This window comes from Neorhizobium sp. P1_A6, assembly GCF_056406795.1.
This window is the reverse complement of sequence record NZ_JBFTZM010000017.1, coordinates 1-14,409: the sequence shown is the minus strand read 5'-3', so window position 1 is coordinate 14,409 and position 14,409 is coordinate 1. Positions and strand designations below refer to the sequence as shown.

The 14,409-nt window shown below is 57.9% G+C and carries 7 protein-coding genes, 3 tRNA genes and 3 rRNA genes; 5 read left to right on the top strand and 8 right to left on the bottom strand.

Features of this window, described 5'->3' with window-relative positions; genetic code table 11:
• Positions 1-25: 25 nt before the first annotated feature.
• Both AC1D3C_RS25320 and AC1D3C_RS25315 read right to left on the bottom strand, forming a co-directional pair.
• Entirely contained in the window at positions 26-1,015 is a 990-nt protein-coding gene (locus tag AC1D3C_RS25320) for an ABC transporter permease (RefSeq protein WP_038547039.1), read from the bottom strand.
• A gap of 13 nt (positions 1,016-1,028) precedes the next feature.
• Complete coding sequence (locus AC1D3C_RS25315) at positions 1,029-1,769, bottom strand: ATP-binding cassette domain-containing protein (protein WP_038547041.1); 741 nt, start codon at positions 1,767-1,769, stop codon at positions 1,029-1,031.
• Between the two features lie 156 nt (positions 1,770-1,925).
• On the opposite strand from AC1D3C_RS25315, the gene AC1D3C_RS25310 reads away from it, so the two are divergent.
• From AC1D3C_RS25310 to AC1D3C_RS25290, 5 genes are all read left to right on the top strand, one after another.
• Positions 1,926-2,906: an NAD-dependent epimerase/dehydratase family protein gene (locus AC1D3C_RS25310; protein ID WP_477484812.1), complete on the top strand. Its 981-nt coding sequence runs from the start codon at positions 1,926-1,928 to the stop codon at positions 2,904-2,906.
• A gap of 41 nt (positions 2,907-2,947) precedes the next feature.
• Positions 2,948-3,940, top strand: a complete 993-nt coding sequence (locus tag AC1D3C_RS25305; RefSeq protein WP_477484811.1) for a substrate-binding domain-containing protein — start codon at positions 2,948-2,950, stop codon at positions 3,938-3,940.
• A 144-nt stretch (positions 3,941-4,084) separates the two neighbouring features.
• Entirely contained in the window at positions 4,085-5,032 is a 948-nt protein-coding gene (locus tag AC1D3C_RS25300; RefSeq protein ID WP_038547047.1) for a sugar-binding protein, read from the top strand.
• An 82-nt stretch (positions 5,033-5,114) separates the two neighbouring features.
• The gene (locus tag AC1D3C_RS25295) at positions 5,115-6,620 is read left to right on the top strand and encodes a sugar ABC transporter ATP-binding protein (protein WP_477484810.1); all 1,506 of its coding nucleotides are present in this window, start codon (positions 5,115-5,117) and stop codon (positions 6,618-6,620) included.
• Between the two features lie 12 nt (positions 6,621-6,632).
• Positions 6,633-7,631, top strand: a complete 999-nt coding sequence (locus tag AC1D3C_RS25290) for an ABC transporter permease (protein WP_477484809.1) — start codon at positions 6,633-6,635, stop codon at positions 7,629-7,631.
• Positions 7,632-7,806: 175 nt separating this feature from the next.
• On the opposite strand, the gene AC1D3C_RS25285 is transcribed toward AC1D3C_RS25290, so the two are convergent.
• The 6 genes from AC1D3C_RS25285 to AC1D3C_RS25260 all read right to left on the bottom strand — a co-directional run bounded on the left by AC1D3C_RS25285 (position 7,807) and on the right by AC1D3C_RS25260 (position 14,003).
• Positions 7,807-7,883: transfer RNA gene (locus AC1D3C_RS25285), tRNA-Met, on the bottom strand.
• A 213-nt stretch (positions 7,884-8,096) separates the two neighbouring features.
• A 5S ribosomal RNA gene (rrf, locus tag AC1D3C_RS25280) occupies positions 8,097-8,211 on the bottom strand.
• A gap of 272 nt (positions 8,212-8,483) precedes the next feature.
• Positions 8,484-11,425, bottom strand: a 23S ribosomal RNA gene (locus AC1D3C_RS25275).
• A gap of 593 nt (positions 11,426-12,018) precedes the next feature.
• A tRNA-Ala gene (locus AC1D3C_RS25270) sits at positions 12,019-12,094 on the bottom strand.
• A 126-nt stretch (positions 12,095-12,220) separates the two neighbouring features.
• Positions 12,221-12,297 (bottom strand) — tRNA-Ile (locus tag AC1D3C_RS25265).
• A gap of 223 nt (positions 12,298-12,520) precedes the next feature.
• A 16S ribosomal RNA gene (locus AC1D3C_RS25260) occupies positions 12,521-14,003 on the bottom strand.
• Together the 16S, 23S and 5S rRNA genes with 3 tRNA genes alongside form the textbook arrangement of a ribosomal RNA operon.
• Positions 14,004-14,409 lie beyond the last annotated feature (406 nt).

Here is a 14,409-nt window from a genome sequence, read left to right as displayed (position 1 = left end):
GCCACAACACCGCAAGGTTTTCCACCTATCGCCGCATATTCCGGAATCGGTCGAATGCCACAGCAACGATTATGAACGTACCTATGAACATTCCTTGCCAGAAAGTCGAGATGCCCAACAGGATCAGGGAGTTGCGAATTACCTCTATCAACAATGCGCCGACCACCGCGCCAAGCGCATTGCCCTCCCCGCCCGCCAGGTTGGCGCCGCCGATTACGGCGGCGGCAATCACGGTCAGTTCCATTCCCTGTCCGAGATTGGTCGTGACGCTTCCCAGCCAGCCGGCCATCAGGATGCCGGCCAGCCCGGCGGTCATGGCCGAGAACATGTAGATGCTGACTTTCAGACGCCGCACCGGAATGCCGGCCAGCACAGCTGCGTTCTCGTTGCCGCCGATGGCGAAAAGATGCTGGCCCCACCTCGTCCAGCGAAACACCAGCGACATGACCACGGCCAGCACACACAGCACATATAGTGGATGGGGAAGCCCGAGTGTCGAGCCGCCGCCGATCCACAGCAGCAGGTCGTGATCGGGACCGAACTCCCAGATCATCTTGTTGTCCGAAAGCACCATCGCCAGGGACCGGGCGGCCGACAGGCTCCCGAGCGTCACGACAAAGGCCGGCATACCGGCATAGGCGATCAGGATGCCGTTGAACAGGCCGATCAGCAGGGCGGCACCCAACGCAAGACCGGCAGACAGCCAGAAGCCCATGCCGCTGGCCATGGCCACACTTATCACCATGGCGCTCAGCACCACGCTCGAGCCGACGGACAGGTCGATGCCGCCCGATGCGATCACGGCCGTCATGCCGATGGCAATGACCGCCACGAAGGCGAAATTTCGGGCGACATTAAAGAGATTGCGGTCGCTGGTGAACGCATCGGTCATCAGCGACAGGGCCAGGCATGCCAGCACGGCCGCTATGAAGACCCAGAAGACCTGCAGGTTCTTCAGTCGGGCAAACCAGCTGTCGTGCCGGGAATTGTTGATGATGTCGTCGAGTGTCGTCATGGCAATTTTTCTCCTAGGCGGCATCGATGGCGCCGGTGATCAGTCCGGTCACTTCCTCGGGCGACGAGGCGCCCACCGGTTTTCGACAGACCAAGCGCCCGCGGCGCAGGACGGCGATATTGTCGGACACGCTGAAGATGTCCGGCATCCGATGGCTGATCAGGATCACGCTGATGCCGCGGTCGCGCAGGCGGCGGATCAGGTCGAGCACTTCGGCCACCTGGCGTACCGAGATGGCCGCCGTCGGTTCGTCCATCATCACGATCTTCGGTTCCGACAGCAGCGTGCGGGCGATCGCGACCGCCTGGCGCTGCCCCCCGGACATGCGCCGCACGAGCTGCCGCGGGCGGGTTTCGGACTTGAGCTGCTTGAACAGGTTGGCAGAGACCGTGTTCATCCGCTTGAAATCGATGTATCGGATCGGCCCGAACCGGCGCAGCGGCTCCCTGCCCAAAAAGACGTTTGAGGCGGCCGAGAGATTGTCGGCAAGCGCGAGGTCCTGATAGACCATCTCCACCCCCTCGCGCTGCGCATCGATCGGCTTGTGAAAGACGACAGATTTTCCATCGATGCTGAGTTCGCCGGTAGACGGGCGGAAATTGCCGGCGATGATCTTGACCAGCGTGGACTTGCCCGCGCCGTTGTCACCCATCAGTCCCAGCACTTCTCCCGGTTCGATGGACAGCGACACGTCGCTGAGTGCCTGGATGGCCCCAAAGTTTTTCGAAATTCCTGAAAAGACAAGTCGCGACACGTGGTTCTCCTCCCCCGCGATGGTTTCCTGGCGCGCCCGCAGGCGGCTCTTTGCCCCGCCGGCGTTCCCGTTTTGCGCATTTAATAACTAATTACTTGACTTAATATTATTAGTAAACAAAATCCGCCACACAGGAATGTTGCAGGGGAGTGCGACATGAAACTGCTGGTTACAGGCGCCACAGGGAAGGTAGGACAGGCTTTCCTGCCGGCGTTCCTGTCTGATCTCCGTTTCGCGGATTGGGAGGTGGCGGCGCTTTGCAACAACAGGACCGTCATGCCTGCAGACCGCCTGTCCGTCGTCGCCGGTTCCATGTCGGATCCCGCCGTGGTCGCCGGAGCCCTGCAGGGGGTAAGCCATGTGATCCACATGGCCGCCGTCAAGGAGACGCCGGAACAGATCTTCGATGTCGCGCTGAAGGGCCTTTTCCTGCTACTCGACGCGTTCCGCAAATCCGATACCGCCCGGCAGTTCATCCTTCTCAGTGGCGATTGCACCGTGGGCCATATCTTCCAGCGCTACGACGAGCCGATCACGGAAACCTCGGCGCGCCGCGCCTACAAGGGCTGCTATGCCCTGACCAAAACTCTGGAGGAGGTGATGCTGGAGCAGTTCGGCATTCAGTATGGGGTGAATTGGACGACCCTGCGGGCGCCCTGGATCATGGAAAAGGATGACTTCCGCTTCGCGCTTGCCCTGGGCGACGACCAGTTCGGTGGCCCAAGCTGGTCGGAACTGATCGACGCAGATGCGCTCGAACAGTGCCGCAAGGGCGGCTATGCGCCCGTCATGCGCGACGCCGGGGGCGGCTACCTCAGGCGCAATTTCGTCCATGTCGACGATCTGGTCGGCGCGATCCTGGCTGCTATCGACAACCCGCACGCCACCGGCCAACTCTTCAACATTTCAATGGACCAGCCAGTGGATTACGGCGATCTCGGCGCCCGTTTGGCGGCGCGGCATGGATTACGGCCGATCGAGATCGACACCCCGTTTCACAGCAATTGGCTCGATAATTCCAAAGCAAGGATGCTGCTTGGCTGGGCACCGCAGGTCGATCTGGAGCAGATGATCGATCGCGCATGGCGCTACGAGCGCGCGGACAACGACCCGCGCATTGTCTGGTATCCCGGCTGAGGCATGAGGCCTCGACCGGTGTAAGAGGAGGAGGAAAGAAAATGAAAATCAATATATTGGCAATGGCGGCCATGGCAGTTGCGGCGCTTGCCGCGGCGCCGGCCGCAGCGCAAGTCAAAAAGACCTTGGCGATCGTCGTCAAGGGTCTCGACAATCCGTTCTTCGAGCAGATCAATCTCGGCTGCAAGAAGTGGAAGTCGGAGAATGCGAGTAGCGAATATGAATGCCTCTATACCGGCCCGGCCTCATCGGCGGACGAGGCCGGCGAGGTCCAGATCGTCGACGACCTGCTGACGAAAGGCGTTGCGGCCATCGCCATTTCGCCCTCGAACGCGCCGGCCATGGCGACCCGCATCAAGGCCATCGCCCCGTCCATTCCGGTCATGACTGTCGATGCGGACTTTCTCGATAAGGACCATGCTCTGCGCAAGACCTATCTGGGCACCGACAACTACCTGATGGGTGTGAAGATGGCCGAGCAGGCCATGAAGCTGAAGCCGAAGGGCGGATCGGTCTGCCTGCAACTCGGCAACGTGGCCGCCGCCAATATCAATGCCCGCGCCCAGGGCTTCCGCGACACCATCGGCGGCGCCAAGAACATCGATCGCCTGACCGGACAGGGCGGTTGGAAGGAAATCGGAGGGTGCCCGGTTTACACCAATGACCAGGCAGACCTTGCTAACCAGCAGATGTCGGATGTGTTCACTGCAAATCCCACACTGGACGCCTTCATCCTTGTCGGCGGCTGGGCGCAGTTTGCCCCGCAGGCCTATGCGCAGGTCACGGACCAGGTGATGCCCAAGCTCAAGAGCAAGGAGTTGATCATCATCGCCGGCGATAYGCTGCCGCCGCAGACCAAGGCCTTCCGCGAAGGTCGCAGCCATTCGCAGGTCGGACAGCGCCCCTTCGAGATGGGCTACAAGGCGCCTGACGTCATGATCAAGCTGATCAAGGGCGAGAAAGTGGCCGATCCGCTGTTTACCGGCCTTGACGTCTGCAACCTCGACGATCCGGGTTTCTGCGCCAAGAACTAGTGCGGATCCCTGCCAGGGAGGTGCCGGTTCGTCTCCCGGCCCCTTTGGCAGGATGCGAGTTATTAGTAATAATATTACTAAGCCACCAGATGTGAAACCGTGTTTAGCGCGACCTTTGAGGAATGGGTCGCGGGGAGGAACAACATGAAACGTCTCAATTCACTGATGCTTGCCGCAGGCCTGGTGCTTGCCGCCAGCCCGTCACTTGCCGAGGACAAGCCGGCGCTCGCCTTTGTCGTCAACGCCGCGTCCGATTTCTGGAAACTGGCAGAGGCTGGCGTGAAGGCGGCCCAGGCCGAATTGCCCGGTTACGACCTGCAGTTCCGTTACCCGGCCCAGGGGACCGCCGCCCTGCAGAATGCCCTGATGGACGACCTGGTCGCCGCCGGGGCAGATGCGATCATGATCTCGTCGGCCGATCCGAAAAACTCGATCGGCGCCTTTAACAGGATCGCGGCCCAGGTGCCGCTGTTCACGACCGATAGCGATGCGCCCGCCAGCAAGCGCATCGCCTATCTCGGTTCGTCCAATACGGATGCCGGGGTCCAGGCCGGCGAGATCGCGCGGGCGGCCATGCCCAAGGGCGGAAAATGCATGGGCTTCGTCGGCTTCCTGGGAGCCGACAATGCCGTCGAACGGATCGCAGGCTTCCGCAAGGCGGTTAAAGGATCCGGCATAGAACTGGTCGATGTGCGTGGCGACGACGTCGATTTCGCCCGCGCCCGGTCGAATGTCGATGATGTGCTGGCCGCCAGCCCTGACATCACCTGCATGGTCGGCTTCTATTCCTATAATCCGCCCAAGATCTACGAAGCGCTGCAGGCGGCCGGCAAGCTGGGAAAAATCCAGGTCATCGCCTTCGACGAAGATCCCGTCACCCTCGGCGCGGTGAGGGAAGGCAAATTCGCCGGAACGGTGGTCCAGGATCCCTACCAATGGGGATACCAGGGCATGAAGCTGATGGCCGCCTACCTGAAGGGCGACAAGTCGCAGGTACCGGCAAACGGCCTGATCATCGTGCCGACCAAGAAGATCGACAAAGGCAATGTCGATGCCTTCGCCGCCGAATTGAAGGCGCGCGTGGGGAAATAGAAGTCGTCTCTAAAACGGTCCTGCTGCACGAACTCCCGTGGTTCGTGCAGCACCTATCCGTTTCTGCCATCCGGGAGTTTCGATGACGGCCTATCGGCAAAAGGACATATCGCTCGACCTTCTGGGGATTACCAAGGTCTATCCGGGAGCAATCGCCCTCAACAATGTCTCGCTGAGCATTCGCGGCGGCGAGGTGGTCGGCCTGGTTGGAGAAAACGGTGCGGGAAAATCCACGCTGATGAAAGTGCTAAGCGGCGCAATCGCTCCGGACGAGGGCCACATCGTCATCGATGGCGAGGAAGTGACATCGCTGACATCGGCGCGCGTGCACGAGCGCGGCATCGCCCTTGTCCACCAGGAACTCAATCCGTTTTCCAATCTCGATGTGACGGCAAACGTGCTTCTGGGGCGCGAGATCAGGCGCGGGATGTTCGGCTTTCTCGACCAGGCCGCCATGGAGCGCAAGGTCGCGCCGATCCTCGCCAGGCTGGATACTCGTTTCGGTCCGAATGACGCTGTCTCCGGCCTGTCCCTGGCCGACCAGCAATTGCTTGAAATCGCCCGTGCGCTTTCGATCGATCTGCGCCTGCTCATTCTCGACGAACCCACGTCCAGCCTGACCCTGTCCGAGACCAAGCGTCTTCTTGACGTAATCAGGCAGTTGAGCGCCGACGGCGTGGCGGTGCTGTTCATCACCCACCGCCTGGCTGAAATCGAGGAGGTGGCGAGCCGCGTCGTGGTGCTGCGTGACGGCCGCAATGCCGGAACCCTCGGTTGCGGCGAAATCACCAAGGACGCCATGATCCGGTTGATGATCGGCCGCGATGTCGGCCAGTTCTACGAAAAGGCAGAGCATGACCCCGGCAGGCCGGTGCTGGAATTGAAGGGGCTGCGCACAAAGGCCTATCCGCAGCATCCGCTCGACCTTTGCCTGCGCGCGGGCGAGATCCTGTGCCTGACGGGCCTCGTCGGCGCGGGGCGTACGGAGCTTGCCCGCGCGCTTTTTGGCATAGACCGCATCGAAGGGGGCGTGCTGGAGATCGAGGGCCAGCGGCTCGTCGGCCATTCCGTTCCAGCCGCCATCGCCGCCGGCCTCTGCCTGGTGCCGGAGGATCGCAAGACGGAAGGCCTTTTTCTCGATTTCTCGATCACCGAGAACATCGCCATGCCGAGCCATGCCGCGCTGTCGCGAGTAGGATTTGTCGATACAGGCGCCGAGACCGCCCTGGCTGAAGCATCGCGACGCAAACTGAACATCAAGACGGCAGGCCTTGGTCGCGCGGCGGCAGAAATGTCCGGTGGCAACCAGCAGAAGGTGGTCTTGGCCAAATGGCTGGCAATGAAGCCCAGGATCATCATTCTGGACGAGCCCACACGCGGTATCGATGTCGGCGCTAAAGCGGAAGTCTACCGCCTGATGCAGGCGCTCGCCGCCGATGGCGTAGCGCTGCTGATGATCTCGTCGGACATGGAAGAGGTGATCGGGATATCCGATCGGGTCGCCGTCATGTGCCGCGGTCGCATCGCCGGTACGCTCGCGCGCGATCAACTGACCGAGGAGACCATTCTCCAACTGGCCGTGGAATAGGAACTCTGCAACATGCAGAAAAAAGATATCGGATTAGCCACGCTTGTGATGACCGTCGGTGCAATCGTCGCCGTGATGAATCCACGATTCCTGTCGCCGATCAACCTGGCCAACACGGCAAACTTGATCGGCCTCTTCGGGCTGTTCTCCATTGCCGAGGCCTTCGTCATCGTCACGGCGGGCATCGAACTGTCCATCGGCTCGGTGATCGCGTTGATAGGCGTCATTTTTGTCGATCTTATCGCCAGCTTCGGCGTTCCCTGGCCGGTCGCACTTGCAATCGTGCTGGTGCTGTCAGCCACCATCGGCCTTCTGCACGGCTGGCTGATAACCCGCCTCAAGCTTCAGCCTTTCGTCGTCACGCTCTGCGGGCTTTTGATCTATCGCGGCATCGCGCGCTTCTACACCAGGGATGGCACGGCCGGCTTTACCTTCGGGTCCGACTTTCCGATGCTGGAATATCTGATCGCGGGCCGCACAGCCGGCGTGCCGCATTCCGTCGTCGCGTTCCTGCTGGTAGCTGTTGCCGCCTGGTTTCTCCTGCACCGGACCGTGCTCGGCCGGCATCTTTTTGCCGTCGGCAAAAATCCCGAGGCTGCAAGTTTTTCAGGTATCGACACCGCCAGGGTCATCATCCAAGCCTATGTGCTTTGCGCTTTCCTGACGGGCATTTCGGCGGTGTTTTTCGCCATGTATACCCGCTCCGTCCAGCCTTCATCCCATGGGAATTTTTACGAACTGTACGGCATAGCCGCCGCTGTCCTGGGCGGCTTCTCCCTGCGGGGCGGCGAGGGGTCGATCATCGGCGTCGTGCTGGGCGTGATCCTGCTTCAGGTCCTGCAAAATCTCGTCAATCTGTTGGGCATCCCCTCTTCACTGAATTTCGCCGTCATGGGCAGCGTCATCCTTGCCGGCGTGATCGCCGACACGCAGTTTTCCCGCTACCGCGACGCCCGCAGGCAGGCCATTGCCATGGCCGCCTTGGAAGACGGTGGCAAGCCTCAAGCGTGAGCTGAGAGCTTCCGACGGAGGCTACGATTGCAGGTGACCTGGGACGCAAGTTTCCTCCGGGAATTCGGAGAGTCCTGGGTTTTCTCGTGGAGGACGAGGGCTGGTTGGGAACGGTACAATATCCCTCGACAACAAAAAAACTCCCGGAGCGATTGCTTCGGGAGTTTGGGGAATTTGGTTGCGGGGGCAGGATTTGAACCTGCGGCCTTCAGGTTATGAGCCTGACGAGCTACCGGGCTGCTCCACCCCGCGTTAAGCGCAAAACCCTTTGGGTTTTGTCGCGGTGCGTAAACTRCAAAGCAGTTTACGCTTCTGCCGGAGCAAATTGCCGAAGGCGATTTGTCTCCTGTAAGGGACGCACTGCAAGTTTCCCTTGAACGACGAAAGGCCGCTTGTGGGCGGCCCTTGAGGTCGGCTTCAAGGGCCGTTAGGTTTCGTAATGAGAAGATATGTTGCGTTTGGCAGACCTGGCAGCGACCTACTCTCCCGCGTCTTGAGACGGAGTACCATTGGCGCAGGGGCGTTTCACGGCCGTGTTCGGAATGGGAACGGGTGCGGCCGCCCCGCAATGACCACCAGGTCAGCGAAGCGCAACATTGTGAGAAGCTGGTTCACTCGTGAAGAGTGATTAGTGACTAGTCGATAGTGATTAGTCTTATGAACACGTCAGATGGAGCCTTCGGTTCTGCACCGGTGCTTTGGGCACCCATACAGGCCAGAGGCCGTCGCGCTCCGGTTTTTGCCTTCAGGCAAAATACCGCTTAGCGCGGGCCGTCCGCAGCGCGACTAGCGCGCCAGGACAAGAGAAGTTGCGTGTCATCAAGCAAAGCTTGATGAGCACAGGCAACAAGAACGATCAAGCCAATCGGGCGATTAGTACCGGTAAGCTTCATGCATTGCTGCACGTCCACACCCGGCCTATCAACGTGGTCGTCTTCCACGGCCCTGATAGGGAATACTCGTTTTCAGGTTGGTTTCCCGCTTAGATGCCTTCAGCGGTTATCCATTCCATATATAGCTACCCTGCTATGCCCTTGGCAGGACAACAGGTCCACCAGAGATATGTCCATCCCGGTCCTCTCGTACTAGGGACAGATCCTGTCAATATTCCTACACCCACGGCAGATAGGGACCGAACTGTCTCACGACGTTCTGAACCCAGCTCACGTACCGCTTTAATTGGCGAACAGCCAAACCCTTGGGACCTGCTCCAGCCCCAGGATGCGATGAGCCGACATCGAGGTGCCAAACAACCCCGTCGATATGGACTCTTGGGGGTCATCAGCCTGTTATCCCCGGCGTACCTTTTATCCGTTGAGCGATGGCCCTTCCACGCGGGACCACCGGATCACTATGACCGACTTTCGTCTCTGCTCGACTTGTCAGTCTCGCAGTCAGGCGGGCTTATGCCATTGCACTCGACGACCGATTTCCGACCGGTCTGAGCCCACCATCGCGCGCCTCCGTTACTCTTTCGGAGGCGACCGCCCCAGTCAAACTACCCACCATACACTGTCCCGGATCCGGATGACGGACCGCGGTTAGACATCCATGACGATAAGGGTGGTATTTCAAGGATGGCTCCACGAAGACTGGCGTCCCCGCTTCAAAGCCTACCACCTATCCTACACATGCCGACACGAATGCCAGTGTAAAGCTATAGTAAAGGTGCACGGGGTCTTTCCGTCTGACCGCAGGAACCCCGCATCTTCACGGGGAATTCAATTTCACTGAGTCTATGTTGGAGACAGCGGGGAAGTCGTTACGCCATTCGTGCAGGTCGGAACTTACCCGACAAGGAATTTCGCTACCTTAGGACCGTTATAGTTACGGCCGCCGTTTACTGGGGCTTCGATTCAAAGCTTGCACCTCTCCTCTTAACCTTCCAGCACCGGGCAGGCGTCAGACCCTATACGTCGTCTTTAGACTTCGCAGAGCCCTGTGTTTTTGATAAACAGTCGCTACCCCCTGGTCTGTGCCACCCCATTATGGTTGCCCAAAATGGGGTCACGCTTCTTCCGAAGTTACGCGTGCAATTTGCCGAGTTCCTTCAACATAGTTCTCTCAAGCGCCTTGGTATACTCTACCTGACCACCTGTGTCGGTTTCGGGTACGGTCTATACGGTGGAGCTATTTCCTGGAACCGCCCCACTGCCCAACCAATCCAATAAGGTTGAACAATTTTTGCGATCCGTCACTACCACCAGGCCCACGAATATTAACGTGGTTCCCATCACCTACGCATTTCTGCCTCGGCTTAGGGGCCGGCTAACCCTGCTCAGATTAACTTTAAGCAGGAACCCTTGGTCTTTCGGCGAGAGGGTCTCTCACCCTCTTTATCGTTACTCATGTCAACATTCGCACTTCCGATACCTCCAGAGGCCCTCACGGGTCCTCCTTCACAGGCTTACGGAACGCTCCGCTACCACATACACTTGCGTGTACATCCTCAGCTTCGGTGCATGGCTTTAGCCCCGTTACATTTTCGGCGCAAAGACCCTTAATTAGACCAGTGAGCTGTTACGCTTTCTTTAAATGATGGCTGCTTCTAAGCCAACATCCTGGTTGTTTTGGGATCCTCACATCCTTTCCCACTTAGCCATGACTTGGGGACCTTAGCTGGAGGTCAGGGTTGTTTCCCTTTTCACGACGGACGTTAGCACCCGCCGTGTGTCTGCCGATTAGTACTCCCGGGTATTCGGAGTTTGGTTAGGATCAGTAAGACGGTGAGTCCCCATAGCCCATCCAGTGCTCTACCCCCCGGGGTATTCGATCGACGCACTACCTAAATAGTTTTCGCGGAGAACCAGCTATTTCCGAGTTTGATTGGCCTTTCACCCCTAGCCACAAGTCATCCCAATCTATTGCAACAGATGCGGGTTCGGTCCTCCAGTTGGTGTTACCCAACCTTCAACCTGCTCATGGCTAGATCACTCGGTTTCGGGTCTAATGCAACTAACTGAACGCCCTGTTCAGACTCGCTTTCGCTGCGCCTACACCTACCGGCTTAAGCTTGCTAGTTACACTAAGTCGTTGACCCATTATACAAAAGGTACGCCGTCAGGGTTGCCCCCTCCGACTGTTTGTAGGCATCCGGTTTCAGGTTCTATTTCACTCCCCTTGTCGGGGTGCTTTTCACCTTTCCCTCACGGTACTTGTTCGCTATCGGTCATGCACGAGTACTTAGGCTTGGAGAGTGGTCTCCCCATGTTCAGACAGGATTTCACGTGTCCCGCCCTACTCTAGGACAATCAGTGTTCTACGCCTACGGGGCTATCACCCGCTACGGCCGCCTTTTCCAAAGCGTTCGGCTTTATTCCTGATTGCCACTGGCCTGGTCCGTGTTCGCTCGCCACTACTTACGGAGTCTCGGTTGATGTCCTTTCCTGCAGGTACTTAGATGTTTCAGTTCCCTGCGTTCGCTTCTTACCCCTATTTTATTCGAAGGTAAGATACCTTATTATTGATATCTAGAAACCTTTCAGGTTTCACTCACGCTTGTTCCGCACTTGCGTGCGGCGCTGCGTGGACGCGCCGGACGACCGGCGACGGCCTCTGGCCTGCATGGGAATTCCCAATACAGCGCAGAGCGCGTCGGCGATCGTTCGCCGCAACGTCGGACCAAAGGTCCGACAACCAGAAAGATTTTCTAGATATCTAAGGTGGGTTGCCCCATTCGGAGATCCATGGATCAAAGCTCATTCGCAGCTCCCCACGGCTTATCGCAGCGTATCACGTCCTTCTTCGCCTGTGCATGCCAAGGCATCCACCAAATGCCCTTACGACACTTAATCGTTCTCATTGCCAATGCTCATCAATATAGCCACCCATCAGGTTTCCCCAATGCGTGGCGGACCGGTTACCTTTTACAACCAGCCCTTCTCATGATGCCATCGACGTGTTCGACAGATCTGCTTGTATGGAACTACGCCGAGCAGTTCGCTTGCAGTCTGTCTTTAAGACCAGCTTCTCGAGATGTGATCCAGGACCGCGCGGTCAGGCAACGGCCATCAGTAAGTCATCAGAGCCATTCTTCAGGACAAGTCCCTCAAAACGACAACAACGACCGACCAGAGTGACAAGCTTCCTACCTATTCCGGCCCCTCTTTCGTATCCGGCCGGCTAGGCCATCAACGACATCATTGGAACCGGCTTCGGACATGGGCCTAAACCCATACCTGGAAGCCTCCAGATCAATCTTCTCTTCACGATTTTTGCAGAACAGGCACAGACGCAGATCGCGTCGTGCAAACTTGTTTTTCTTCAGAAGACAAAGGCGGCAAACCAACAACCGGTTCACCCATACAGGCCAAAGGCCGTCGCCGATCGTTCGGCGGCCCGTCCGGAGCGCAGCGGCCAAAGGCCGCGACAGCGTCAGGACAAAATATGGTGGAGCTGAGCGGGATCGAACCGCTGACCCCCTGCTTGCAAAGCAGGTGCTCTCCCAGCTGAGCTACAGCCCCAATCACTTGGGAACAGCTTGCAGCCGACAGCGTCAGCACAAAGCCCGTTCATCAACACCATAATCCGCGCGCCATTCAACTGTGTTCGCCACCCGTGCGGCGCCAAGCCATCTGCTTTTCAACAAATGGTGGGCCCGGGTAGACTCGAACTACCGACCCCACGCTTATCAAGCGTGTGCTCTAACCAACTGAGCTACGGGCCCATTCAGTCAAACCGGTCGTGCGGTTTTTTGTCTTCTTGAAGAAAGAGAAACGTAGTCGGCGGGTTCGCCATACCATCCGATGCTTAAAGCATTCCGTGGCGTATTGCGTTTCGATGGTCACCTGACTGGTGCCATCTATTGTTCTAAAAAGCACGGGAAGGTTCATACCGGGGCATGTCCGAAGACACGAGCCGGTCGTCTTACCGTTCCACAGCTTCCTTAGAAAGGAGGTGATCCAGCCGCAGGTTCCCCTACGGCTACCTTGTTACGACTTCACCCCAGTCGCTGACCCTACCGTGGTTAGCTGCCTCCTTGCGGTTAGCGCACTACCTTCGGGTAAAACCAACTCCCATGGTGTGACGGGCGGTGTGTACAAGGCCCGGGAACGTATTCACCGCGGCGTGCTGATCCGCGATTACTAGCGATTCCAACTTCATGCACTCGAGTTGCAGAGTGCAATCCGAACTGAGATGGCTTTTGGAGATTAGCTCGGGATCGCTCCTTCGCTGCCCACTGTCACCACCATTGTAGCACGTGTGTAGCCCAGCCCGTAAGGGCCATGAGGACTTGACGTCATCCCCACCTTCCTCTCGGCTTATCACCGGCAGTCCCCTTAGAGTGCCCAACTGAATGCTGGCAACTAAGGGCGAGGGTTGCGCTCGTTGCGGGACTTAACCCAACATCTCACGACACGAGCTGACGACAGCCATGCAGCACCTGTGTCCCGGTCCCCGAAGGGAACACTACATCTCTGTAGCTGTCCGGGCATGTCAAGGGCTGGTAAGGTTCTGCGCGTTGCTTCGAATTAAACCACATGCTCCACCGCTTGTGCGGGCCCCCGTCAATTCCTTTGAGTTTTAATCTTGCGACCGTACTCCCCAGGCGGAATGTTTAATGCGTTAGCTGCGCCACCGACAAGTAAACTTGCCGACGGCTAACATTCATCGTTTACGGCGTGGACTACCAGGGTATCTAATCCTGTTTGCTCCCCACGCTTTCGCACCTCAGCGTCAGTAATGGACCAGTAAGCCGCCTTCGCCACTGGTGTTCCTGCGAATATCTACGAATTTCACCTCTACACTCGCAATTCCACTTACCTCTTCCATACTCAAGATACCCAGTATCAAAGGCAGTTCCAGAGTTGAGCTCTGGGATTTCACCCCTGACTTAAATATCCGCCTACGTGCGCTTTACGCCCAGTAATTCCGAACAACGCTAGCCCCCTTCGTATTACCGCGGCTGCTGGCACGAAGTTAGCCGGGGCTTCTTCTCCGGATACCGTCATTATCTTCTCCGGTGAAAGAGCTTTACAATCCTAAGACCTTCATCACTCACGCGGCATGGCTGGATCAGGCTTGCGCCCATTGTCCAATATTCCCCACTGCTGCCTCCCGTAGGAGTTTGGGCCGTGTCTCAGTCCCAATGTGGCTGATCATCCTCTCAGACCAGCTATGGATCGTCGCCTTGGTAGGCCTTTACCCCACCAACTAGCTAATCCAACGCGGGCTCATCCATCCCCGATAAATCTTTCCCCCAAAGGGCGTATACGGTATTAGCTCCAGTTTCCCGGAGTTGTTCCGTAGGGATGGGTAGATTCCCACGCGTTACTCACCCGTCTGCCGCTCTGTATTGCTACAGCGCTCGACTTGCATGTGTTAAGCCTGCCGCCAGCGTTCGTTCTGAGCCAGGATCAAACTCTCAAGTTGAGAATCCAATCCGACTAATCACTCTTGTTCTGAATCGACGAGAACTCACTATGATCAGGTCCGCATCACTGCGCACCTAACCAGGTGTTCTCTTGTTCAAAACGTGACCGTCATTTGTCTTCCAATGAGCAAAGCCCGAAAGCTTCACCCGCGAAAACCGCCGACCACGTTTCTCTTTCTTCTCATCTTCAATTGTCAAATAACCGACGCTTCCAAACCCAAGGGCCAAACCGTCAAAACTTCTCGAAACAGCAACACCCCAAGAGACCAAACCGAAACTCGGTCCCAACCAGCATGCGCCAATCAATCAGTGATTTCTGTAGAACGAAAGTCGTCGTCGCCAGCAGCGCCGCCGCCCTCGTTCAGTGAGCGGGTTATAGTGCCGACCCCAGTTTGAAGTCAACAG